The sequence below is a fragment of the Treponema bryantii genome (genome assembly GCF_900111035.1).
GTDB classification, from domain to species: Bacteria; Spirochaetota; Spirochaetia; order Treponematales; family Treponemataceae; genus Treponema_D; species Treponema_D bryantii_C.
Map to the genome: position 1 here is coordinate 479071 of NZ_FOFU01000002.1, position 21022 is coordinate 500092.

The following is a 21022-nucleotide window of genomic DNA, read 5'->3' on the forward strand; positions in this document are numbered from 1 at the left end:
AATAAACTTCATTTCTTCTGTATGTCCCATAACTAGCGGAACTTAATCATCTTCTGATAATTTTCTACAACTTCTTCCGGGGGCATTTTCATGTCGGAATTAATCCACCATTTGATTGTTTCGCAAAAGCTCCCGGTAAAGAATTGTATAGCAAAGGCTTTTGGAACTTCGGAATGAGGCATTAATTCATCACAAAAAGTCTGTTCAAGGTAATCGCGAAAATATGAAGTAAAAAGCTTTTCAGTTTCACCGTACATGATTGCCTTGATATTTTCCTTGTGATCCTGCAGGTGATACAAAATATGTGTAAGGCGATTTGCGAAACCCTTTCGTCCTTTTGAAAAATCGTGGCTTTTTTCCGGAGCTAAGTCTTTTGAAAAAACATGGGCAAACATTTCCCGGCAGATTTCTTCCAGCAGTTCTTCCTTTGTTTCAAAGTGAGAATAAAAAGTGCTGCGGCCTATGTTTGCTTCGTCAATAATATCCTGAACTGTAAGGGCTTCGAATTTTTTCTTTTTCAAAAGCGTAGTCATTGCCTGATGAATTGCGATTTTTGTTTTCTGCTGGCGTCTGTCCATTTTGTTGTTACTCCAGAATCATCATAACACGACATGATAGTTTTATCAAACTAACTGTTCAGTATCTTACAAAGTGTATGAAAAAGTCTTAATCTCTATCTTTATAAAAGAGCAGCAGGAAGGCGCTGAAAACTACAAGTACAGAACCACAATTGTGGAAAAGGGCGCCCCAGACTGCATTCAAAATGCCAGAAATTGCAAGTGCAACTGCTGCAAAATTGATTACCATAGAAAGGCAGAGATTAAATGTGATTCGTCCCTGAGTTTTTCTGGAAATCTTGAAGAGATAAGGAACTGCATCAAGGTTGTCGTGAACAATTACTGCGTCGGCGCTTTCGATTGCAACGTCGCTGCCGATTCCGCCCATGGCAATGCCTGCAAAGGCTGAACGCAGGGCAAGAGAATCATTTACCCCGTCACCAAACATTGCAACTTTATGTCCCCGGGCTTCCTGATTTTTGATGTAATTCATTTTATCTTCCGGGGAACAGCTTGCCTTAAAATCATCAAGACCGATTTGTGCTGCAACATAGCGGGCAGAGTTTTCGTTGTCGCCTGTGAGCATAACGGTGCGGATGTTCAGAGCTTTAAGCTGCGCTACCATTTTGCGGGCATTTTCTTTGAGGGCATCCTGAATGAAGATTATGCCAAGAAGTTTTGACTCGCAGTAAAGGCCGACAAGGGAAGATGCCTCGAGGTCGGGAGAGATGTTGGAGAAGGAAGCGTCGTTTGTGGAAGGAGCATCTGAAGTTTTTCCGGCATCCTTAAAATCCCTCTGTACTTTTCCCACCATATATTTTTTCCCGTCGATTTCAAATTCAATTCCGCTGCCTGCAAGAGTTTTGTGGTTTTTAATTTCATAAAGGCCGCTTTTGTTATAATCCATAATCGCCTTTGCAAGCGGATGGTTTGAAAGCGCCTCACCCGATGCAGCAATTTTGATCAACTCGTCCTCGCTGATATCAGACAGAGTTTGAACTTTAACAACAGCCGGCTTTCCTTTTGTAAGGGTTCCTGTTTTATCAAAAACCGCAATGTTAGAAGAAGCAATTCTTTCCAGTGCTTCACCCGACTGAATCAAAAGTCCATGCTTAGAAGCATTTCCAATTCCTGCCGAAATTGCAGTTGGAGTTGCAAGCACAAAGGCGCAGGGGCAGAAAACAACAAGCACTGTTACAGCGCGGGTAAAGCCCAGCCAGAAATCATTATATGTATTGCCGATTATAGTACCTGCAATAATTGCCGTAGTAAGAGAAACTACAACAAGCCAGGCCGCCCATACGTTTGCCTTGCGAACGATTTTTGCCTTCTGTACATCTGCAGCTTCTGCAAGCTTAATCATTCGCTGAAGAGAAGAGTCGCCGGCAGTTTTTACAGCTTCAATCAAAATACTTCCGTTTTGATTTATAGTTCCGCTCATCACAAGGTCGCCCGGATTTTTCTCAACAGGAATAGATTCACCCGTCATTGCACTCTGGTCAATGCTTGTGCTACCTTCGATTATTTTGCCATCAACAGGAATAGACTCCCCTGCCCTCACCTGCAGAATGTCTCCAAGCTTTACCTGATCAGCTTCAATGATTTTTATCTGTCCATCCACAAAGAGATTTGCTTTTTTAGGACTGAGCTTAATAAGCTTTGAGATTCCCTTTTTTGCACGGTCCGAAGTAAAATCTTCCAGAATGGAACCAATCTGCATGATAAAGGCAACCTCGCCGGCAGCAAAAAATTCTTTAAGAATCAGAGAACCAATTAAAGCCAGGGCAACAAGCACATCCGCAGTAATGTCGTGGTCTTTTACGACTCCAACAATTGCCCCAAGAACAATCGGCACTCCACATAAAACAATTGCAATCCAGGCCGGATCAAAGCCTGCAATCTTGTCTACATTTCCGGTCCAGCTGAAAGTTAAAGAAGTAGCAAGCGCCACTCCCGAAATTATTACAAAAATAAGCCTGAGACTGTCGCTCTGCTTTTCGTACCATTCTAAAATATTTGACATTGTTCGTTATCACTATATTGCGGGAATTCAGGATTTTTAAGAACAAAAAATCTACTTTGTAAGAAAATGAACAAAAATTAAAATTTGTTCAGTAAGTCATTAATTTTATAATTTCCGATGAGGCTAGATTGAAAGTAACCGTCAATTCTCATGTATTTTCCAAAAATAAATCTTTGAACTAAACTTCTACGCAAGGTGGAAGAAATTATGAGATCAAATTACAGTCGTGAAGAACGTCAGAAAATTGTTGAGGAATACATTCAGTCAGGAAAATCACAGACAGTATTCGCTCCAGAATACGGCATTAAACCAAATACTTTGTCTGCATGGGTGACTAAATACAAATCTGCAGAAGCATGCCAGGCTGCAGATGTTCATTTCGTTGAATTAAAATCAACCTTCATAAAGGAAAACAGAACTTGATAATCCGTAAGGCTGGAATAGAGATTGAAATTCCTGGAAACAGTAATGCGGTAATTATCCGGGAAATCCTTACAGCAATGGCTTCTTGAAAAGAAACAGAAGGAAATGATTCTTGATTCCTCAAAGACAAAGGAAGCTGTAAACTACTGTTTAAACAGATGGGAAAATCTTGAAAACTTTATAAAATATCCTGAAGCAACTTTTTCGACCAATGCGGCAGAACGCAGCGTAAAAAGCTGGGTAATGGCAAGGCGAAATTTCCTTTTCAGCGGTAGCGGTAATGGAGCAAGAGCATCATGTTTTATTCTGTCCCTTATTGAAACTGCCAAGCAGAATGGTATTGCTCCTGAAGATTATCTCAGATGTCTTTTTGAAAAAGCCCCTTATGCTGAAACTGAAAATGACTGGGAAAAACTTCTCCCTTGGAATATTGAAATTACGCCTTATAAAATTCGTGGAGAATGGATTTAAATTGTGGTATAATTCTGTAAACGTAAATTCAATTTGCGGATACGGAAAAATGGGAATGATCATGGAAACAATTTTACACATGATAATAGAGCAAACAAAAGAATATCCCATGCGGATGATCTGCAGACCGGAAACGAAGGATTTTATTGCAAGCGACCGTGGGTCACTGGCTCACGCAAGAAACTTTACCAAGCCCTATGGCTGGATCAAAGAATCAGGCACTCCTCCCGAACCGCATTGGGATTGTATACTCATGACGGATAAGGATTATGAACTGGGTGATGAGGTAGAAGTAAAGATAATCGGAGTATTTAAGAGAGCTGACTTTGATCATAAATACATAGTTGCCGAATCAGAACGAGACATCGACGATTATGCGGAGCTGTCACCGGATGAGAAAGAAGAACTGCGCAGACTATACCCGCGTGTAGGTGATGGCGAAGGCTGGTTTGGAAAAGAAGAAGCTGATTATTGTATGAAGAACCACAGAAAGACACTATAGAGTAACGGACATTAACTTCCGGTTTAAATGACGATGGGGATTTGTGGAGATGATAGAGACGCACAAATTGCAATTTGTCAGGATGATCTATGAATACATCATCAGCAGGACCATGGCAAACAAAATCACAGACAAAAAATTCTGGATTGGTGGCAAAGAGTTTCAGATTGTGGGAAAAGTAAAATAGAGAAAAGCTTTTTATGCTGCACCTTTGGGTGCAGGGCTGCTGACATCGCCAGGGGGATCCGCAGTAACGATGTAATCGACAGAAGCGTTGCAAGGATCGACATGTATCAAACGCTTGACACCATAAAAGTGGATACAGTCAATAAGAACGTTTATGAAATCGTGAGCGAAATACTGACGCTTTGATATCAACAAATTCCAATTTGTCGATATGTTCCTGCATGGGCGAACACACCACTAGAAAGATCCTGCTGATAAATAAGATAACCGCCTGTGTCATATCTGAATAATTCTTTTCCACTCGTATTTTCTGCCTCAAGTACATTTCCGAATATATCGTATACAAAACGGTTTTCACCTTCATCAGAATACTGAATTGTACGCATACGATTGAAATTGTCGCTGCTATCATTATAGAATAGTACGTATGTTTGATTCTTCCCTGATTACATATGCTGTGTCTCTCCACTTTTCGCAAAAGGTAAATGAAATTGTTATCTCGACTTTACATGCCATTGCGGATGAAACCGAGAACCGCTTTATGATTGAAAAAAAAATTCCACCGCATATTACAATCGGAGCTTTTCATGCAGCCAGAGAAGAAGAAGCAAAACTACTGCAGTTTGTAGAAGAGTTTTCGCAAGGACAGAAGGCTGGTTCGGTACAGTTCAGGGAGGTCGGCAATTTCAACGGCAAAGTCCTTTTCCTGAAACCGGAAAAGAATCTCTTCCTTTCCGAGATAAACAAGGAGCTCCATACTCTGCTACTTCCGGAATTTGAAAAGGCAGAAAACGGCTACTATCTGCCGGATATCTGGTTTCCACACACAACCCTTGCCACAAGATTGAATCAGAGTCAGTTTTCCGCAGCAAAAGAAATCGCAAAGAAAATCTCGCTCCCACTGGAAGCTGCCATCGAAGAACTTGCAGTTTACCAGTGCTCGCCGTTTTTTGAATTGAAGAAATTCGGATTGAGCAGATAATTAGCGCAAAGCCTTATTCACAGCATTCTTTATTATTCCGCTGGAAACTGTTGCTCCGCTGACTGCATCAACATCCCAGGTATTCTGCTCTACCATCTTATCCACAATTACGTCTGCCGGATGACCAAGCCCGCATTCATGACGCAACAACTCGACCCGCTTCAGCTTATGATTTTCAACCAGAACCTTTACATCAACTTTTACAGGACCGAGTTCACTGTGGCCTTCAAAGCTCCCGTCCTCAACAGTTTCCATATCAATGTCTTCATTTTCAATTTTCGCAAGACTCTTTTTCATGGAAGCTGTTAAGGAAAGACATCCTATTGCTCCTAGTACGACTATCCCAAGAAGAACGTAAAATAATTTTTTCATTACTTCAACTCCGCAAGAATTGGCTCGATGTATTTTTTGTCGGAAATATCGTAGGAATGAGAAATCATCTGGGCCATGTTCTTTTCTGCTTCGCTTGCGTCTTTTTTATTTGCTAACATTGTTGTAAACATTTTCATCATGAACTTAGAAAAACCGCTCATTTTCTCGTAATTGAAGCCACCAGGACAATAAAATGTTTTCAGGGAATCCCATTCTTCATCGGTAAAGTTTCTGCGCATTGCAGCAGGGATATCAGGACTTTCTGCAGGGCTTCCTCCAACTCCATAAACAATGATTTTTTTGCCCGCAGCAGAAAGTTCCGGAATCTGATTTTTGAACCAGGCAAGATTTTTAATTCCACCCGCCATGAACCAGCCGCCAAAAATGATTGCATCATAATCAGAAAGTTTGATTTTTTTAGCCTGTTTGAATTCCAGGCATTCTGCCCCACTCGCCTCGCTGATCCACTCTGCGTACCTTTTTGTAAAGCCTGTCTGACTTGTGTAAATTACGATTGTTTTCATTTTGATTCCTCCTAAGCTTGAATGCCTGCGACACCGGTCACCCCGCCAGTCGCTCCTGTTAGATTTTTTTCCATTCTGGAAATTATTTGAAATACATTTTTGATTTCATCATCAGAAATGCCCTCATATAAAAGCTTTAAAAAATCCATCTCTTTATTCTGATATTTTTTTGCAAGCTTTTTTTGCTTTGAAGTAAAATAAATCCGCTGCTTGCGTTTATCATTATCATCCTGCTTCAGAACAAGGATTTCTTTTTTTACGAGAGCGTTGAGAATCTCTTTTACGTTCTGTCTGGAACAGCCCATTGTTTCGGCGAGCTCATTTGCGGTAGGAGCCTCTTTTGAATATAGATTCATACAAGCCAGAAGAAACCACTGCTTACAGGTAATCTCTTCATAAAAAGAATCCCCCGCTGCCTGCAGTCTGTTCATAAAAGCAAAGAGAAGCCCGAACAATCCAAACTGAGGCGGCATCATATTAAGAATCTGATCATTTGTTATCTGCATATATGCAATATATTGCATAATATTATAAATGTCAAATTTTTATTTCTGGAAACGAAAGGCTTCTTCCAGTCTTGGTGTTTCTATACCAAGCTCTTGTGCATCATTTATAATCTGCATAACAGAGTAGCCAACCTTGTAGTGATTATAAGCCAGTGCTTTATACGCAGGCCCAGATTCCTTGTATACAAGATTTTTCATAAGACAGCCAACAAAGCCTGCCGGTAAAATATTCATGGCTTTTATCAAAGCATCTGGATGGAAACCTTTTGCCTTTACGTAAGGCGTCATCTCACGAATATTTAAAACCATCTGGCCAAGGAGCTTTTTTGACGATGCCACAGCTTTAAATGAACCAGCCTTTAAAACTTCTGCTTCCATTGCTGCATTTGCAACATAATGATTCAAAAGCCATTCCTCTATGTTTTTCTGAACTTTGACTTTAAATCCTGCATCAGAAAATATTTTTTTAACAAAGGATTCACGCTCAGAAAGTTTTGCGCCCGCCTGCCCCAGCTGAAAAAAGTTATACATAATTCCACCCAAAGCATTACCTTCATAACCACCGCCTGCTCCAGGAAAACCAAAAACAATCTGATCCGCTGGAAAATCTTTTACCGCAGCCTTTACCTCAAGACCATAATTACAGAAAAAAAGTACTGTAGCATTTTTTGCAAAACTTTTTACCTGCAAAAGTGCACCTTCTACCTGTTCTGGATTCACACTTAAAAGAATCAGATCGTAAGTTTTATCTTCTTCAACTTCTTCTTTCAGGTTTATCTGCCAGTTTTCTTTTATCTGTTTTTTTGAACGGGAATCATAAATATCAAGTGAGACTGTGTTACCGTAATCTTTGATCCGTCCCTTACGCACAAAAAAATCTACCTTGTGACCTGCATTTTCTAAAGCCCATCCATACTGAGTTCCAATTGCTCCTCTTCCAAAAACTAAAATATTCATCCTGACCTCCTCGTCATTTGCAATGTGATTAAACTAATGTTGATTTTTCAACACTTGTTGAATAAAATATAAATACGATTGTGTGAATCTACAATCATCAAAAAGCAGCAGCTGTTGAAAATTCAACATTTCTTGTTTTTTGTTGAAAATCTAGATTTTAGCAATTCTAAAAATCTCCAGCCTTACGGAGGCCAGAAAAATGGACAGACGAATCAAGAAAACTCAGGAAGCAATTTATTCAGTTTTCATAGACTTATTAAAAGAAAAAGGTTTCAACAAGCTTTCTATCAGTGATATTTCAGAAAGGGCAGACATTAACCGCGGCACCTTCTATTTTCATTTTTCCGACAAATATGATTTATATGAAAAGTGTATGGATTTTTATGTTGGCAAACTCTTAATCAGCTGCAGTAATGATACAGAAATCAAACTTAATCCAAATGCCTTTTTGCAGATTTTCAAATACCTGAAAGAAAATTATGACATTTACCGCACCCTGCTTTATGCCGATGGGCTTAGTATTTTTCACAAGAAATTTCATAATGCAATAGAAGGACAACTGAAAAAAGCAATCAACAAGATGCCAGAGGAAATCATCCTGTCACAGGAAATTGCATCGGAGTTTATAATCAATGGCTTTACAGGAGTCGTTGAATGGTGGATTAATAATTCTATGCCTTATAGTCCTGAAATTATGACAGAGAAACTGAACGGGATTTTTTCTCCCTATACAAAATATATAGTGTAATTTTTCCAGATAGTTTTGATGATTTGAACTTCTCTCCCCTGATAATTTCCAGGGCCCTGATAGATTTGGGTGAATCCGCATTTTTCAAGGACACGCACAGAGGCAAGATTTTCTGCAAGGCAGATTCCGTAGATTTCTTTGATATTGAGTTTTTGTGCCATCGCAGGAAGAAAGGCTTTTACTGCCTCCGTTGCGTACCCTTGCCCCGTAAACTGTTTTGCAATGTGATAGCCGATTTCCCCGGAGACATCATCAATCTGGCAAAGCTGAACATAGCCGATATTTTTGCTATCATCATTTGTGATTATTGGATATACAAAAGGGCCGTCATCGCTGTCATATCGTGAAATCAAAAACTCAATTGCAGCGCGCGCTTCTTCAACAGAATCATAAACTTCATCCGGGACAAAACGTCTGGTGTCGTCGTCCTGAGAATTTTCATAGACGGTCTAGGCCATGTTCGGGGAGAAAGTTGTGATTGTAAGACGTGGGGTTTTAATATTCATAAGATTTTACTCAATTGGTATGCGGATGATATGTTTCTGATTCTTGAAATCTCCAATAATCTGGCCACCGTTTTTCAGCATGTTTTTTACGGTAGGCTCGTTGCTTTTCATCGGGAACAGCTTAATTTCTTTATATCCGATTTCTTTACATTTTTTCAATAACTCTGTGAATAAAATACTTCCGTATCCTTTTCCTCTATATTCCTTAGCGATGCCGTACCCAAGATTTCCTGCGCCGACAATCGTTTCCAGATACTCGGATGACGAATGCCTGACTCTGCCGTAACCGACAGGAATACCGTCGATATATAAAACATATGTGGTATATGGAATCCAGCCTTCCGGCAAATCAATGCCTCTGGAATTGTTGTCCGTTATCCGCAGCCACTCTTTATACTCGTCATAGGACAGGTCATATGCCGGATTGGTAAAACCGTTTTCCACAGCAGAAATTCCCTGCAGCATATCATATTCAGTTTTTCCCATATCCAGCGATAACTGTTTTAATTCTATATTATGCATAATCTTTTTTATACTCTAGAACCACATTCCCTTTCAGGTCACAATAATTTTCGCTAACCCAGGTTTGAAGTTTTTCTTTACTAAACTGGGTGGATTCAAAAATCGATGTGTCGGGTTTAAGGATAATCTGGGTTCCGTGCGGGATTTTAGAATCATTAGGTTTGCTTGTGACGGAATGCTGTGGAACTCCACGGATGAAATCCTGTTCGTATATTTTCCCATTTCGCCAGACAGTTATTGTAAGCTTTTCGCAAAGTGAGTTTACAAGCTTAAGGTCATCAAAGGGCAGGTCTCCCATCTGGGCATACTCAACCTTTGTAATCGGTTTGCCTGAAAAAAGATTCTGCAGGATTTCTTCGTGAATCACTCCATCGTCATCCAGCTTTATTCCGCGGCCATCATCAAAAATCCTAAGGCAATTATCCGGTAGCAGACTAAGCTCAATTTTTGAACAGAAGCCCCCAGCCATTTCTTCAAAAGAATTACCAAGAATCGTGAAAATCATTTTGTGCATGTCATCGCTTAAACTCATTTTTTGTTTCTCCATAGATTTTGCTTCACAATTTGCAAAAAGTTCAAACTCCGGAATTTCGTACTTCTGCAAATAGTTTCTAATATTTTTTGGAGAAGAGCCAAAAAGACTTTTGAACGATCTTGAAAAACCTTCGTGAGATTCAAAGGAATATTTCATGGCAACATCAATCACTTTCATGCCATCCAGCAAATCCTTTATGGAATATTGCAGCTTCCTGATTCGCACATAACCGGTAATCGGAATGCCGTAAAGATCCATAAATTTTCTGCTGATATAAAAAGGACTGTAGCCCATAAAATCTGCGAGTTCCTTTAACTCAATTTTGTTTTCAATGTTTTTTTCAACATATTCAAACAGCGGTTTAAAATCATCCATAAAGTCACCTCCTCCAAGACTTTATGAGATGATTATACCCCGGAGGTAATTTTGCTTCTTGATAATGTTTGCCATTCCGCAATTTAATTTTCACCCCTCAAACACTGCTCTGCCGGCGCCCATCACATCAATATCACTATTTTCCGTCGCTTCACCACGCAAGTGACTTCCCTGCAGGCCCACATAAAGGAGCCGCTCGCCAAAAGCTTCTTTGCATCGCGAAATCAAGTTTTTCATGTAGTTATCAATATTTAAATATTCCATAATTTTATCTCTCCATAAAAAACTCACGGACCTTAGCCAGCTCTTCTGCGCTTCCGCATTTCATTGAAATATGGTGGACTCCTTTAATCATTTTTGCCTCTTGTTTCCATTTGTATTACGCCAAATTTATTATCACTGCAGTTCCACCTTCAACTTTGTAGCATCCATTCTTATATTCTGCGCCTTTTCCTGTAATATGCAAAACTTGGCCCTCTTTCATTTTTACCTCACATTTCTTTTGCGAAGGATTGATAATAACCATACAGGCTTTTCCATCAACAGCAGTTCGTTTATAAACAAGAGGATATCCAGTTTCAATAAAATCAATTTCACCAAGATTTTGAAGTGCCGGAGTCTGCATTCTTAAGCTGATTAAAGCATTTACTTCATGCCACAAAGATGATTTATCTGCCATCTGCTGTTTTACAGTAGGGCGATCCGGAGCCGGATCCTGAGGAATGTAGAGCTTCTTTTTTTCAGCAGAACTAAAACCGGCATTTTTAGAAGAATCCCATTGCATTGGAGAACGCGCACCGGTCCGACCATAGCCGCCTTCTTTTGAAACAAGACCTTCAACATAACGCATTCCAATTTCATCACCATAGTAAATAAATGGAGCGCCGGGCATAGTCAAAAGAAAAGCAAAAGCAATTTTCATTTCTTGAGGATTTAAACTTCTTGCAAGACGGTCCATATCGTGGTTTCCTGATGGAATACAGATTAAACCTTTTCGTTCAGATTTTTCGTAATTCTCCAGATATTTTTTTACAAACTCTTTTACATCACCTTTTCCACGACTGGAAAAATACGGCTCCCGGCAGCGGAATAAATCATTGTAGTGAGAAGGTCCAAAATGAAGCAGAAAATCCATGTGAAAACCACCCTGCAAAGATTTATCGGGTTCACCCCACTCACTAACCATTGCTGCAGATGGAAATTCCTTATCAAGAAATGCGCGTACATTTTTCCATAAACGAATAGTACCTTTTCCATCTTCATCATTTTTAACAAGCGAGCCTGCCATATCAACTCTAAAACCATCGGCACCAAGATTCAGCCAGAAGCGCATAACATCTTTCATTGCTTCAAGAGTTGCCTGAGGTCCCGGATCATCAAAACTTTGCTGCCAGCTTTCGCTTGGTTTATAAAATCCATAATTTAATGCAGGCTGATGAGAAAAAAAGTTTACAACGCAGGAACCATCTCTGTCAGAAATGCCGCGAAGAGAGCCATAACCGCTTGGTTCTTTCCAGATTGAATCAGTCCAGATGTAACGGTCAGTAAATTCATTTTTCTGGGCTTTCATTGATTCTTTGAACCATTTGTGTTCTACGGAAGTATGGCCTGGAACTAAATCCAAAAGCACATGCATGTTGCGCTTATGTGCTTCCTTAAAAAGTTTTTTCAAGTCAGCATTTGTTCCGTAGCGGGGAGCCACTTTTTTATAATCACTAACATCATAACCGGCATCGCCAAAAGGAGAATCAAAACAAGGATTCATCCAGATTGCAGTACAACCAAGCTCTTTAATGTAATCAAGCTTAGAAATAATTCCATTAAAATCGCCAATTCCATCTCCATTAGAATCCATAAAACTCTGCGGATAAATTTCGTAAAAAACTGCAGTATTAAGCCATTCCGGTTGTTTTGTCATTTTATTTCCTCTTTTTTGCTTCTGGTATTTTCTTGCGGGCAGATTTTATTGTAACATCAGATTTGCTGAAGTTCTATATAATATTCCATTTATAAGATGAAGTTACAGATTGTAGTATGTTTATTCAGTAAATCGTAGATTAATGCTACAATGATGGATTTTGTATCCCGCAATTGCCCGGGGCGAATCCGCCAGTGACATGGGCGTTCTTCTTTGAGCTAGCGCAACACGGTCTGCTCAGGAGTTTCACCTTCTTCTATGCCGCCACCTGGAACCGAAAAGAATTTCCTGTCATTATTTGCATCTTTATAACACAACCGTTCCATCAGGATTTCTCCATTACGGACAACAATGGCTACACTTCTGTTTCTCAATTCCAATTCCACCTATTTTAAATCTTCATAATATTCCAGCAGCATTTCCTTAGAAATTGAAATAGGCTGACCTTCGAGTTCTTTGTAAATTAAATCTGTTAGTCTGAGCAAACTTGTCCACATGGCGTCCGGTGTGTCTTCGGTAATAAAAGTACTTTTGATTTTAGCAATTTCATCCGGTGGCAGCTTGTCCATTTCGCGGTTTAATTTACTTTCGAGTTTGTAGCGGTCACCGAGCAGGTCAACATACAAGGTTCTGACATATTCAATAATGCCTCGTGCCCTGAGCAGAGCCCCTCGATTAATTGCAACAGCGGCCTGCATTAAACGATGCCACACCAGACTACAGATAAACTCAATATCTTTTTTCTGTTTGTCACCAAAAATTGCATCGTCCATCCACTTGCGGGAATCAATCATTTTTTGTTCTACAACGCCAGTCTTATCATACAGCACCTTGAACGCCGGCTTCATTGCAGCGGCATGCTCATAACAGCCAAAACCAAGATCAATTTCCAGCAAATTGGAAAGCACAAAAACCTCAAGTCGTCTCTGCTCAATCTGCCCGTGGTAAATAATTTCATATTTTCGGGAAACCTTCTGATGAAAATAATCCATCACTTCTTTCATCGAATCATTTGAATCAAGCGCAACAACAAAATCCAGATCGGAATGGTCATCCGTAAATCCCACAGCCCCGGAACCAACCTGCACCAGTGCAACAATTTTTTCACACGCCTTTGCAATAGAAAGAATAAAATCAAAAGTCTCTTGTCTGTCCTGAACAGTAAAAATCATATTTGTGTTTCCTCATTTCAATAGTACAAAATCTTTGGATTGTTTGCTATACTTGAGAAAGCGCGTTCTTGAGCTTAATTTTCACTCATCATCCAAAATATTTTTAACAACCTTTGTAATCTCTGATTCGCCGCCTTTATGATTCCAGATAAACTGAACATCGCTGCCAGCTGCAGGGAGCTGCTTCAATCCATCTGCAAGTCTGCACGGAATTACAAGCTCCCAGTAACGAACGTTAAAGATTTCTCCATCCACAGATTCCACAACGCCAAGATGCTGATTAAAAATCTGCATAAAGCCTTCCTGAACTTTAACCTTGCGATAGGCAGGAAACTCTTTGCTGATTTTTTCAAGTGCAGCAGAATCTTCGATTTTTTCAAAATTCGGGCTTTCTTCAAAATGACCTTTGTACGTCGCAAACTCGTCACTCAGCGGATAACACAAATACGCATCGTAGCAATTGCCCTCTGCATCTGTAATTCCAAAATCCTGCAAGAGCTTAAAACCAAACTTAGGATAATAACCTGGTTCACCACAAAGAATTATTCCCGCAAGCCCCGCTTCTTTTGTAAGACGAATTGTTTCGCAGATCAGCGCACCTCCAATATTGTTCCCTTCCAGAGTCGGTTCAACTGCAAGTGGTCCAAGCATTGCAACTTCGTTCCGCACGCCATCCTCGCCGACGATCCATGCCCTTGTGTAAAAAGCAGCACCCACGATTTTTCCGTCCAGCACGGCAACTCGACTGATTTCCGGCAAATAATCCGCCGAAGCCCTTATAACCCGAAGCATGTTATGTTCCACACAACCCGGAAAATATTTATTCCAGAAACTGCGCATAGTCATGAGTTCAGTGTTTTTATAATCTTCCACCTTTTCCGGACGAATAATTAAATTGGTCATTTTTTCAAATTCCTTATCCATTCCATTCGCCACGCCAAACATTTTTCTACTATCGAACTTTTTATCGCTGTCTCATAGCCGTGGCAGGTGCCTTTCATATCATGAACTTCAACTGGTACACCCTGGGCCTTCAATTTTTCTGCAAACTCAATTCCTTCGTCGTGGAGGCAGTCGTATTCTGCAGCTTCAATATATGTCGGAGGGAAAAATCCCAAATCGTCAATTCCAGAAATTGATGCATACCGTGTCTGGCTGCTATCCTGACCTTTCAAATACATATCCCAGAAAAGTTTATCGCAATTCGAATCCCAGATTGGAGTGTCGGTAAAGTGTTTCATTGAAGTTGTACACATTCTTTTATCAAGGACCGGATATATTAGCATTGCACCTTTTGGAAGGGGCTGATTTCTATCGTGCAGCATAAGAGTAACCGCAGCCGCAATATTTCCTCCGGCACTGTCTCCGGTAACGATGATTTTTTCTTTGTTGATTTTCATTGATTCTGCATTTTGCAAAACCCACATATAAGTGTTGTAACAGTCTTCAATCGCAATAGGATAACGGTGTTTAGGCAGCAATCTGTAATCGGGCATGACAACCTTACATTTCAATTGGCGGGCATACCATTTTGCAATCTGATAATGAGCAGCCGATGCCCTCATCAAAAATCCACCGCCATGGAAAAACATAATGCAGGGAAGCTCACCTTCATATTGACGCGGTTCGATTACCAAGGTTGAAAGCTTTGCTCCATCATAACCTGGAGTAGAGTATTTTTCCACCATTACATAATCATCCGATTTACATTTTATAAAACCGTAAGCAAAGTTCACCATCGGATATAAACGCCCAACCATTGAGCCGCTGTAAATTGAGATGCTTTTTAATTCTTTAGATATTGGATATTTCATGATCTATTTTTTATATTTTAGCACAAACCTCCTTTTTCTGGAAACTCATGTCCTCACTCCGGCAACTTATGTGAATTATTATTCCTTTTGAGCTGAGGCTGTTTTATATTGGAGTCATCAAACAAACGGCACGGAAGTGTAACTACACGAAAAGTGTCAACGCACAAAAGTGCAAGGAGTAATAATATGAAATTGAAATCAAAGGCTTTCATCAACCTGGTATTTAAGGCTGTAGGACTTGCTATGGGAGTAGCTGTTACAGTGTTATGCATCATTAAAGAAATTGAACCAACAAGTGCTTTTATTATGACAGGCATCGGCTTGACATGTCTCGGGATTTCACAGTTTACTTTAAGTAATGAAAATAACGATTAATGTTGAACCATCAGCAGCAGAAACTTCTCTACTTGTAACCTGTAAAGAACTTACACCGCAGGTAGAGAAGCTTCTTGCTGCAATCAGGATTCTAGACAAACAGATTACCGCTAACAAAGGCGACGCTGTTTGTCTGATTAATCTGGCTGATGTTTTTTATATAGAAGCTTTAGAACGTAAAACTTTCATCTATACCGACAAAGAAGTTTTTGATTCAGAGATGAAACTTTACGAACTGGAAGCAGCTTTAGCTCAATACAATTTTGTCAGAGTAAGTAAAAACACAATCTGTTCACTTAGCAAAATCAAAACTCTAAAATCAGAAGTTGACCGCAAAATCAAAATCACAATGGAAAACGGCTACCAGATTATTGCCTCGCGCATGTATGCCGATGAACTCAGGAAAAAACTTGGAGTATAAAATGAAAATAATTCAGAAAATCATAAATGAAACTTTAATCACCTTTGGAATACTAACAGCGATTTTTGCAATCCTTACCTTCTTTATCGGGGACCAAGCCGCCAGCGTTTCTACTCTTTTTACCTGCGGAAATCTCGCAATTCCGGTAAAATCAATTTTCCAGTTTTTTATTCTTTCTTTTCTGATTGCATTATTAAAGAACTTTATATATTCAAACTATATGATTAAAAAACTGCCACGTGTATTACGGCAGATATTTTTATTTGTTCTATGTTTTATTCTTTTAGTGTTTATGATTTTAGTCTGTGGATGGTTTTCAACTGATTCAAAACTGCCTTGGCTTTTAACAGCCCTTGCCTTCGTCTTAAGTTTTTCATGCACCATTATCATCACTACCCTTCTAGAAAAAAAGGATGATGACAAAATGAACAGCGCTTTGGAAAAGTTTAAATAATATCAAAATCCGTTCTGATATTCATCACAACATCAACTTCATTCAAGATTTTTATAAGGCGTTTATCAAGGTCTGAGTTGTTGTCGCGGTAATCAATTTCTGCATATTCTTCGCGAGCTGGAAATGCGAGTTTTTCTTCTTCAAGGCTGAACTGGGCATGAACGGTCGCCTTATTTCCACGGGCATCCAGGCGAATCCACTTTTGCAATTCTGGAATATACACAGTGTTCAGAGCATGGATGATATATCCATCTCTGTCATCATCAGCGCGCGTTAGTTTCTGATAACTGATTCCCGAAGGAATTCCATTTCCACGAAGCAAGGCCGCAAGCAGACAAGATTTTGTCCAGCAGATTCCGGTTCCGTTTTTTAAAACCTCGGCTGCATTTTTTGAAACAACCTTTGCCTTTATATCCCAGGAATGAAGAATTTCATCACGGACAAATTCGTAAGCCCGCTTTATGTAGTCAATCTGTGAATCTGATTTTTCCTGAAGCTCTTTGATTTTGGCCTCAATCATCGGATGAGAAAAATTAATGCTTGGAGTTTCTTTAAGGTATTCACTCAGATTTTCATTCATCTCAAAAAACTCTTTAGCCCGCTCGCACACCTCAACCATCACTTCGGCTGAAGGTAAATGCATGCTGTCTATTTCTGATGTAGTAACTGGTCCGGTAAAAATCTTTCTGGCATTTGCGAACACTCTGTCTGCCGGAAAGAAGATATCCTTTTGGGAAGCCATAATTAAAAGCGGAGCCTTGAATGCTGCCATCTCTTTTTTGCTATATTCCTTTGGAGGCTTCATTTCCATTTTGTAGGAAGACATCATCAAATCAAAAAACTCGCGCCAGGTCTCGTCGCCCTTTCCGCCCATAGTTTCGATTACGACATCAAGAGTTTTTTCTGACGGATTGGAATAATATTTTATAAAAGGCACGACCATCTTTCCAAGCATTGGAAGAATCGGCCCATGAGCTATCCCAGACGGCACAAGAAGTAAGGCAGAACTAACTCTTTGAGGATAATATTTTGCAAAGGACAGGAACATTGCAGAGCTATAAGACGACACAACAAAAGAGATTTTTTCTTCGCCATAATGATTCAAAACCTCATTAATCCAAAGACCATATTCATCTTTCCTGCGGCTGATATTTCTGTAAGGCTCGCTCTTCCCCGGCATTCCGATAACATCGGGCGCAAGAATACAGAAGTCTTTGAGCAGCGGTAAAAAGAGTTTGAGATTAAGAGTTGTGATTCCATTACCACCGTGGATTGTACAGATTCTCGTTTTATCTTTGTCTCCAACAAGAAGGCAGTGAGTTTGGCCAAAGGAAGTTTCGAAATAATCTTCGGAATAAGGCACGTCAAGTGAAGCGAGAGTCTTGTCGTAGAAGGCTTGCATCTTGTTCAGGCTGTCCTGATTTTTATATACAAATTTTCCGTCCTTTATTCTGCCGCTCATAAAATAATCCTGTTCTTTATTTTATTCTTGCAAATGCCTTCTGGCACCAGGTGATAACAGCTTCATAAGTTTTTTCAAAATCATAATCATCAGGCAGTTCCGGAATACAAAGCATTTCGCGGTCCTGTGCCGACACGGTTGCCTTCAAGTCACTCTTCTTCAAAAGAAAATTTCCGCTTTCTAAATAATGAAGATTCTGAATTACAAAGTACAACTGTTTACAACTTGCGCGAAGTTTGTTGCGACTTTTTTCTTGCCCACCATGAATGTAGCGATGGCAGTTTTCGTGATAAAAATTTCCAAGACTGATTTTTACATAATTCACTTCGTCCTGTCTTGTTGCTGGAGGAAGCAGATTTTCAAGTTTGCCGAATAAATCTTTTGTCGTATATTTAAGCTGCAAAGCTTCCAGAGGATTCCAGTTTGCTAAATCATCCTTACCGCAAATAAAACCGCAAGATTTTTCACACCAGCCAACATCTTTGAGAATATCCCGGTAAGTTTTCATATCTTCAACTGAAAATCCATCAATAACAATCATCACATCTATATCACTGTTTTCAGTCGCCTCACCACGCAAGTAACTTCCCTGCAGACCCGCATAAACAAGCCGCTCACCAAAAGATTCCTTGCATCGCAAAATCAGTTTTTCTAAGTAGTTATCAATATTAAAGCATTCCATCACTTGCTCCAATGTTACTTTTTTTTCATAGTACAAAATCTTTGGATTGTTTGCTATACTTAAACTTGTCGAAAAAATGGACTCTATGAAAGTAATAATCTTAAACGGTCCGATGGGAGTTGGAAAAACTACCGTTGGAAAATACATTGCAGAAGCTACTCCGGGAACAGCCTTTATTGATGGCGACTGGTGCCTCGACCTTCATCCATTCATCGGAAATCGCGAAACTAAAACCATGGCCGTGGACAATATTCTTCATATGATTGGAAACTACAAAAAGTGTTCTGAATGCAAGATGATTATTCTTGTCTGGCTCATGGATCAGGCCTGGGTTTATGACGCAATTATTGAAGGAATCAAAAAACTGAAACTTGAAATAAAATCTGTCACTCTAACATGCAGTAAGGCTACACTAACCGACCGCTGGCAGAATGACAAAGTATGCCCCTGGCGAACAGATAACTGGCTAAAAATCAGCACAGATTCACTCCCCTATTTTGCCAAGCTGAACAATACTCTCGATACAAGTAATCTTTCGATTAAAGAAGTTGCTGAGAAAATAATGGCAGCAGATTAGTACTGAAGATGATTCAGACTGCAATTGGTATTTTATCTCTCCATAAAAAACTCAACCTGTTCTCCAAGCGGACCGTAACAAAAGGCCATGCGGATTGGATAAGGCGGATTTGAAGCGATGACTTTATCATTCGGTTCTATAAAAACGTCATAACCGGCAGCCTTCACCTTCACAGTAATTTCATCAACATCATCAGTAAGAAGTGCCATATGACGGATAGCGCCAAGGCAGTGAGTTCCATCGGCATTAGTGAAAATCTCAAGCAGGCCGTTACCTGTATCAATCATCATACCCTCTGCCCATTCACGTATAATCTTCAAACCAAGAATATCTATATAAAACTTACGAACGTTAGTTAGTTCTTCAGCTGTTCCGCATTTCATAGAAATATGGTGTATGCCTTTAATCATTTTTGCCTCTCACTCTTATTATAACAGAAAAGCACGCTCTTAGCACCGTATAATTCATTTCTGGATCATACCTGCATTTTTTAGCTGCTCTTCCCTTCGAACTGCCGTATTGTTGAATGTTAATATAAATTATCTTATATTTAAAGATATGTTTTTTAAGTACTGTGGTGAATGTGGACATAAACTTGATGATATTAAATGTGGCGATGATAATTGTCGTATCTGTCCATCTTGTAAAAAAATATACGGAAATAATCCATTACCAGTTGTTGAAGCTTTAGTTGTCAATGAATATAACGAAATCTTACTGTTAAAGCAAAATTATATTTCCAACACCAAATGGACTGTTGTTACAGGTTATATGCAGGATGGAGAAACAATTGAAGAAGCTGTAGCCAGAGAAGTAAAAGAAGAAACAGGACAGATTGTGACAAACTGTAAATATATTTCAAGCTATTACTTTGCTCCAAAGCACCTGATAATGATTGGTTTTATTGCTTATGTAAAAAAAGAGCAATTTGCAGATTCTGCAGAAGTTGATGATTTAAAATGGTATAAAATAGAAGAAATAGATAATGTAATTGCACGTGAAAATAATTGTTCTGGAATGCATTTTGATATGTGCAAGAAATACTTGTGTTAATGGTTGTTTAGACTTCCTCTCTATACAAAATATATCTAGGTCCTTCTTCTCCCATAGTGCCAGTAGCTTTGAACCCACATTTTTCTAAAACCTTCTGTGAGGCAGTATTGGTAAAATCAGTTTCCGCTTCTACAGACTTCACTTCTGGATGATTAAAGGCCCATTTTATTGCAAGACTTGCAGCCTCTGTTGCATACCAGTCCCACAAATCCGGGTGGTCAATGCACCCCTGAAGCATTTCTTTATAAGCCTTCTTCAATTCTGGATCTTTTTCTGCAACTATCTGATTTTCCATTTGCTCTTTATTTGCAGGATATATTTTTACTCGTTTACTTTCTATCATTTATTACTCCCAATGATACTCCATTTCTTTACAGCGACTGCAGGCATCTTCAAAGCCAAGTTTTTTATACAGTGGATATCCCATTGGAGCAGCCTTGAGTTCAAGAAAATCAAGATTCTGTGTTTTACCAAAATCCATAATCTGTTTAATTACATTGCCGGCAATTCCCTGGCGGCGTTTTTCAGCAACCGTGTAAACGTTCATAATGTTTCCGACACGCCCATGAGGAAATCTAGGATTGGCAGGTTTTTCCTGAATCAATAAAAAAGCAATTGAAATGATTTTTCCATCTTCCTCCACCGCAAAAACAAAACAATCGCGGTTCAGATGATCTTTAAGATATTCCTGAAGCTGGAAAGTTTCAGAGATAATTATACGGATCCGTTCTGCAAGTTTTACAACATCCATCTCATCATCAGAAAAAAGCACGTTACCACTATTCAGATATGTTTTTACATCTGCAAAGCCTTTTTCTATAAGTGCAGTTTTCAAATCCGGCATGGAGATTTTATTTTTCCCACTGATATTTATTCCGCGAAGTAAAGCGATGTATCTGGTCATT

29 protein-coding genes and 2 pseudogenes are annotated in these 21022 nt (G+C 39.4%); 10 read left to right on the top strand and 21 right to left on the bottom strand.

The window, feature by feature from the left end:
- Positions 1-32: 32 nt before the first annotated feature.
- Positions 33-578, bottom strand: a complete 546-nt coding sequence (locus tag BMY21_RS05585) for a TetR/AcrR family transcriptional regulator (protein WP_074641651.1) — start codon at positions 576-578, stop codon at positions 33-35.
- A gap of 88 nt (positions 579-666) precedes the next feature.
- On the bottom strand, positions 667-2580 hold the full coding sequence (locus BMY21_RS05590) for a heavy metal translocating P-type ATPase (protein ID WP_074641653.1): 1914 nt from the start codon (positions 2578-2580) through the stop codon (positions 667-669).
- A gap of 207 nt (positions 2581-2787) precedes the next feature.
- Between BMY21_RS05590 and tnpA the strand changes: the two genes are divergently transcribed.
- From tnpA to BMY21_RS16045, 3 genes and pseudogenes are all read left to right on the top strand, one after another.
- Positions 2788-3003 (top strand): IS66 family insertion sequence element accessory protein TnpA, encoded by a 216-nt coding sequence (tnpA, locus tag BMY21_RS05595; protein ID WP_074641654.1) that lies wholly within the window; start codon positions 2788-2790, stop codon positions 3001-3003.
- Between the two features lie 78 nt (positions 3004-3081).
- Positions 3082-3282: pseudogene (locus tag BMY21_RS16040) on the top strand (IS66 family transposase); the annotation flags it as partial.
- Between the two features lie 27 nt (positions 3283-3309).
- The gene (locus BMY21_RS16045; RefSeq protein WP_256210295.1) at positions 3310-3474 is read left to right on the top strand and encodes a transposase domain-containing protein; all 165 of its coding nucleotides are present in this window, start codon (positions 3310-3312) and stop codon (positions 3472-3474) included.
- An 876-nt stretch (positions 3475-4350) separates the two neighbouring features.
- On the opposite strand, the gene BMY21_RS05610 is transcribed toward BMY21_RS16045, so the two are convergent.
- Positions 4351-4548, bottom strand: a complete 198-nt coding sequence (locus BMY21_RS05610; RefSeq protein WP_074641659.1) for a hypothetical protein — start codon at positions 4546-4548, stop codon at positions 4351-4353.
- A 41-nt stretch (positions 4549-4589) separates the two neighbouring features.
- On the opposite strand from BMY21_RS05610, the gene BMY21_RS05615 reads away from it, so the two are divergent.
- Complete coding sequence (locus BMY21_RS05615) at positions 4590-5144, top strand: 2'-5' RNA ligase family protein (RefSeq protein ID WP_074641661.1); 555 nt, start codon at positions 4590-4592, stop codon at positions 5142-5144.
- Here BMY21_RS05615 and BMY21_RS05620 read toward each other — a convergent pair whose 3' ends face one another.
- The 4 genes from BMY21_RS05620 to BMY21_RS05635 are packed head-to-tail and all read right to left on the bottom strand — an operon-like array spanning position 5145 to position 7503.
- Entirely contained in the window at positions 5145-5516 is a 372-nt protein-coding gene (locus tag BMY21_RS05620) for an FMN-binding protein (RefSeq protein WP_074641663.1), read from the bottom strand.
- Positions 5516-6040 (bottom strand): flavodoxin domain-containing protein, encoded by a 525-nt coding sequence (locus tag BMY21_RS05625; RefSeq protein ID WP_074641665.1) that lies wholly within the window; start codon positions 6038-6040, stop codon positions 5516-5518. The genes BMY21_RS05620 and BMY21_RS05625 overlap by 1 nt, the downstream gene beginning before the upstream one ends.
- An 11-nt stretch (positions 6041-6051) precedes the next feature.
- Positions 6052-6546: a MarR family winged helix-turn-helix transcriptional regulator gene (locus BMY21_RS05630; RefSeq protein ID WP_074641968.1), complete on the bottom strand. Its 495-nt coding sequence runs from the start codon at positions 6544-6546 to the stop codon at positions 6052-6054.
- A 39-nt stretch (positions 6547-6585) separates the two neighbouring features.
- On the bottom strand, positions 6586-7503 hold the full coding sequence (locus BMY21_RS05635) for a ketopantoate reductase family protein (RefSeq protein ID WP_074641667.1): 918 nt from the start codon (positions 7501-7503) through the stop codon (positions 6586-6588).
- A gap of 199 nt (positions 7504-7702) precedes the next feature.
- On the opposite strand from BMY21_RS05635, the gene BMY21_RS05640 reads away from it, so the two are divergent.
- The gene (locus BMY21_RS05640) at positions 7703-8251 is read left to right on the top strand and encodes a TetR/AcrR family transcriptional regulator (protein ID WP_074641669.1); all 549 of its coding nucleotides are present in this window, start codon (positions 7703-7705) and stop codon (positions 8249-8251) included.
- Here BMY21_RS05640 and BMY21_RS05645 read toward each other — a convergent pair.
- The 9 genes and pseudogenes from BMY21_RS05645 to BMY21_RS05680 all read right to left on the bottom strand — a co-directional run.
- Positions 8230-8673, bottom strand: a pseudogene (locus BMY21_RS05645) (GNAT family N-acetyltransferase); the annotation flags it as partial. The gene BMY21_RS05640 and the pseudogene BMY21_RS05645 sit on opposite strands and share 22 nt — an antisense overlap.
- Before the next feature lie 90 nt (positions 8674-8763).
- On the bottom strand, positions 8764-9279 hold the full coding sequence (locus BMY21_RS05650) for a GNAT family N-acetyltransferase (protein WP_074641673.1): 516 nt from the start codon (positions 9277-9279) through the stop codon (positions 8764-8766).
- Positions 9272-10189 carry a helix-turn-helix domain-containing protein gene (locus BMY21_RS05655; RefSeq protein ID WP_074641675.1) on the bottom strand — a complete coding sequence of 306 codons (918 nt, stop codon included), beginning with the start codon at positions 10187-10189 and terminating at the stop codon, positions 9272-9274. Before BMY21_RS05655 ends, BMY21_RS05650 begins: the two co-directional genes overlap by 8 nt.
- 90 nt (positions 10190-10279) lie before the next feature.
- On the bottom strand, positions 10280-10453 hold the full coding sequence (locus tag BMY21_RS15665; RefSeq protein ID WP_143064165.1) for a nucleotidyltransferase domain-containing protein: 174 nt from the start codon (positions 10451-10453) through the stop codon (positions 10280-10282).
- A gap of 115 nt (positions 10454-10568) precedes the next feature.
- Positions 10569-12107 carry an alpha-amylase family glycosyl hydrolase gene (locus BMY21_RS05660; protein WP_074641676.1) on the bottom strand — a complete coding sequence of 513 codons (1539 nt, stop codon included), beginning with the start codon at positions 12105-12107 and terminating at the stop codon, positions 10569-10571.
- Positions 12108-12325: 218 nt separating this feature from the next.
- Positions 12326-12481 carry an NUDIX hydrolase gene (locus BMY21_RS05665; protein ID WP_143064166.1) on the bottom strand — a complete coding sequence of 52 codons (156 nt, stop codon included), beginning with the start codon at positions 12479-12481 and terminating at the stop codon, positions 12326-12328.
- Between the two features lie 12 nt (positions 12482-12493).
- Positions 12494-13279: an aminoglycoside 6-adenylyltransferase gene (locus BMY21_RS05670; RefSeq protein WP_074641678.1), complete on the bottom strand. Its 786-nt coding sequence runs from the start codon at positions 13277-13279 to the stop codon at positions 12494-12496.
- A gap of 81 nt (positions 13280-13360) precedes the next feature.
- Complete coding sequence (locus tag BMY21_RS05675; protein WP_143064167.1) at positions 13361-14182, bottom strand: GNAT family N-acetyltransferase; 822 nt, start codon at positions 14180-14182, stop codon at positions 13361-13363.
- Positions 14179-15093 (bottom strand): alpha/beta hydrolase, encoded by a 915-nt coding sequence (locus BMY21_RS05680; RefSeq protein ID WP_074641682.1) that lies wholly within the window; start codon positions 15091-15093, stop codon positions 14179-14181. The genes BMY21_RS05675 and BMY21_RS05680 overlap by 4 nt, the downstream gene beginning before the upstream one ends.
- Positions 15094-15279: 186 nt before the next feature.
- Here BMY21_RS05680 and BMY21_RS05685 point away from each other — a divergent pair, with 186 nt between their 5' ends.
- The 3 genes from BMY21_RS05685 to BMY21_RS05695 are packed head-to-tail and all read left to right on the top strand — an operon-like array spanning position 15280 to position 16343.
- Complete coding sequence (locus tag BMY21_RS05685; protein ID WP_074641684.1) at positions 15280-15468, top strand: hypothetical protein; 189 nt, start codon at positions 15280-15282, stop codon at positions 15466-15468.
- Positions 15452-15889, top strand: coding sequence for a LytTR family DNA-binding domain-containing protein (locus BMY21_RS05690; protein WP_074641686.1), 438 nt, complete (start codon positions 15452-15454; stop codon positions 15887-15889). The genes BMY21_RS05685 and BMY21_RS05690 overlap by 17 nt, the downstream gene beginning before the upstream one ends.
- A 1-nt stretch (position 15890) precedes the next feature.
- On the top strand, positions 15891-16343 hold the full coding sequence (locus tag BMY21_RS05695; protein WP_074641688.1) for a DUF3021 family protein: 453 nt from the start codon (positions 15891-15893) through the stop codon (positions 16341-16343).
- On the opposite strand, the gene BMY21_RS15675 is transcribed toward BMY21_RS05695, so the two are convergent.
- Positions 16336-17805 carry an alpha/beta fold hydrolase gene (locus BMY21_RS15675; RefSeq protein ID WP_143064168.1) on the bottom strand — a complete coding sequence of 490 codons (1470 nt, stop codon included), beginning with the start codon at positions 17803-17805 and terminating at the stop codon, positions 16336-16338. The genes BMY21_RS05695 and BMY21_RS15675 overlap by 8 nt on opposite strands.
- Positions 17806-17821: 16 nt before the next feature.
- Complete coding sequence (locus tag BMY21_RS05710) at positions 17822-18487, bottom strand: nucleotidyltransferase domain-containing protein (protein ID WP_074641690.1); 666 nt, start codon at positions 18485-18487, stop codon at positions 17822-17824.
- 85 nt (positions 18488-18572) lie between these two features.
- On the opposite strand from BMY21_RS05710, the gene BMY21_RS05715 reads away from it, so the two are divergent.
- The gene (locus tag BMY21_RS05715) at positions 18573-19064 is read left to right on the top strand and encodes an AAA family ATPase (RefSeq protein WP_177177718.1); all 492 of its coding nucleotides are present in this window, start codon (positions 18573-18575) and stop codon (positions 19062-19064) included.
- A gap of 32 nt (positions 19065-19096) precedes the next feature.
- On the opposite strand, the gene BMY21_RS05720 is transcribed toward BMY21_RS05715, so the two are convergent.
- Positions 19097-19474 (bottom strand): VOC family protein, encoded by a 378-nt coding sequence (locus BMY21_RS05720; protein ID WP_074641694.1) that lies wholly within the window; start codon positions 19472-19474, stop codon positions 19097-19099.
- Between the two features lie 148 nt (positions 19475-19622).
- Between BMY21_RS05720 and BMY21_RS05725 the strand changes: the two genes are divergently transcribed.
- Positions 19623-20117, top strand: coding sequence for an NUDIX domain-containing protein (locus BMY21_RS05725; RefSeq protein WP_074641696.1), 495 nt, complete (start codon positions 19623-19625; stop codon positions 20115-20117).
- A 7-nt stretch (positions 20118-20124) separates the two neighbouring features.
- On the opposite strand, the gene BMY21_RS05730 is transcribed toward BMY21_RS05725, so the two are convergent.
- Positions 20125-20460 carry a GNAT family N-acetyltransferase gene (locus tag BMY21_RS05730; protein WP_083379717.1) on the bottom strand — a complete coding sequence of 112 codons (336 nt, stop codon included), beginning with the start codon at positions 20458-20460 and terminating at the stop codon, positions 20125-20127.
- A gap of 3 nt (positions 20461-20463) precedes the next feature.
- On the bottom strand, positions 20464-21021 hold the full coding sequence (locus tag BMY21_RS05735) for a GNAT family N-acetyltransferase (protein ID WP_074641698.1): 558 nt from the start codon (positions 21019-21021) through the stop codon (positions 20464-20466).
- Position 21022 lies beyond the last annotated feature (1 nt).

Excerpts from the sequence above, each read along its gene's own strand:
- BMY21_RS05585 (WP_074641651.1), bottom strand. The coding sequence starts at position 578 with ATGGACAGACGCCAGCAGAAAACAAAAATCGCAATTCATCAGGCAATG.
- BMY21_RS05590 (WP_074641653.1), bottom strand. The coding sequence starts at position 2,580 with ATGTCAAATATTTTAGAATGGTACGAAAAGCAGAGCGACAGTCTCAGG.
- tnpA (WP_074641654.1), top strand. The coding sequence starts at position 2,788 with ATGAGATCAAATTACAGTCGTGAAGAACGTCAGAAAATTGTTGAGGAA.
- BMY21_RS05610 (WP_074641659.1), bottom strand. The coding sequence starts at position 4,548 with ATGCGTACAATTCAGTATTCTGATGAAGGTGAAAACCGTTTTGTATAC.
- BMY21_RS05615 (WP_074641661.1), top strand. The coding sequence starts at position 4,590 with ATGTTTGATTCTTCCCTGATTACATATGCTGTGTCTCTCCACTTTTCG.
- BMY21_RS05620 (WP_074641663.1), bottom strand. The coding sequence starts at position 5,516 with ATGAAAAAATTATTTTACGTTCTTCTTGGGATAGTCGTACTAGGAGCA.
- BMY21_RS05625 (WP_074641665.1), bottom strand. The coding sequence starts at position 6,040 with ATGAAAACAATCGTAATTTACACAAGTCAGACAGGCTTTACAAAAAGG.
- BMY21_RS05630 (WP_074641968.1), bottom strand. The coding sequence starts at position 6,546 with ATGCAGATAACAAATGATCAGATTCTTAATATGATGCCGCCTCAGTTT.
- BMY21_RS05635 (WP_074641667.1), bottom strand. The coding sequence starts at position 7,503 with ATGAATATTTTAGTTTTTGGAAGAGGAGCAATTGGAACTCAGTATGGA.
- BMY21_RS05640 (WP_074641669.1), top strand. The coding sequence starts at position 7,703 with ATGGACAGACGAATCAAGAAAACTCAGGAAGCAATTTATTCAGTTTTC.
- BMY21_RS05650 (WP_074641673.1), bottom strand. The coding sequence starts at position 9,279 with ATGCATAATATAGAATTAAAACAGTTATCGCTGGATATGGGAAAAACT.
- BMY21_RS05655 (WP_074641675.1), bottom strand. The coding sequence starts at position 10,189 with ATGGATGATTTTAAACCGCTGTTTGAATATGTTGAAAAAAACATTGAA.
- BMY21_RS15665 (WP_143064165.1), bottom strand. The coding sequence starts at position 10,453 with ATGGAATATTTAAATATTGATAACTACATGAAAAACTTGATTTCGCGA.
- BMY21_RS05660 (WP_074641676.1), bottom strand. The coding sequence starts at position 12,107 with ATGACAAAACAACCGGAATGGCTTAATACTGCAGTTTTTTACGAAATT.
- BMY21_RS05670 (WP_074641678.1), bottom strand. The coding sequence starts at position 13,279 with ATGATTTTTACTGTTCAGGACAGACAAGAGACTTTTGATTTTATTCTT.
- BMY21_RS05675 (WP_143064167.1), bottom strand. The coding sequence starts at position 14,182 with ATGACCAATTTAATTATTCGTCCGGAAAAGGTGGAAGATTATAAAAAC.
- BMY21_RS05680 (WP_074641682.1), bottom strand. The coding sequence starts at position 15,093 with ATGAAATATCCAATATCTAAAGAATTAAAAAGCATCTCAATTTACAGC.
- BMY21_RS05685 (WP_074641684.1), top strand. The coding sequence starts at position 15,280 with ATGAAATTGAAATCAAAGGCTTTCATCAACCTGGTATTTAAGGCTGTA.
- BMY21_RS05690 (WP_074641686.1), top strand. The coding sequence starts at position 15,452 with ATGAAAATAACGATTAATGTTGAACCATCAGCAGCAGAAACTTCTCTA.
- BMY21_RS05695 (WP_074641688.1), top strand. The coding sequence starts at position 15,891 with ATGAAAATAATTCAGAAAATCATAAATGAAACTTTAATCACCTTTGGA.
- BMY21_RS15675 (WP_143064168.1), bottom strand. The coding sequence starts at position 17,805 with ATGAGCGGCAGAATAAAGGACGGAAAATTTGTATATAAAAATCAGGAC.
- BMY21_RS05710 (WP_074641690.1), bottom strand. The coding sequence starts at position 18,487 with ATGGAATGCTTTAATATTGATAACTACTTAGAAAAACTGATTTTGCGA.
- BMY21_RS05715 (WP_177177718.1), top strand. The coding sequence starts at position 18,573 with ATGAAAGTAATAATCTTAAACGGTCCGATGGGAGTTGGAAAAACTACC.
- BMY21_RS05720 (WP_074641694.1), bottom strand. The coding sequence starts at position 19,474 with ATGATTAAAGGCATACACCATATTTCTATGAAATGCGGAACAGCTGAA.
- BMY21_RS05725 (WP_074641696.1), top strand. The coding sequence starts at position 19,623 with ATGTTTTTTAAGTACTGTGGTGAATGTGGACATAAACTTGATGATATT.
- BMY21_RS05730 (WP_083379717.1), bottom strand. The coding sequence starts at position 20,460 with ATGATAGAAAGTAAACGAGTAAAAATATATCCTGCAAATAAAGAGCAA.
- BMY21_RS05735 (WP_074641698.1), bottom strand. The coding sequence starts at position 21,021 with ATGACCAGATACATCGCTTTACTTCGCGGAATAAATATCAGTGGGAAA.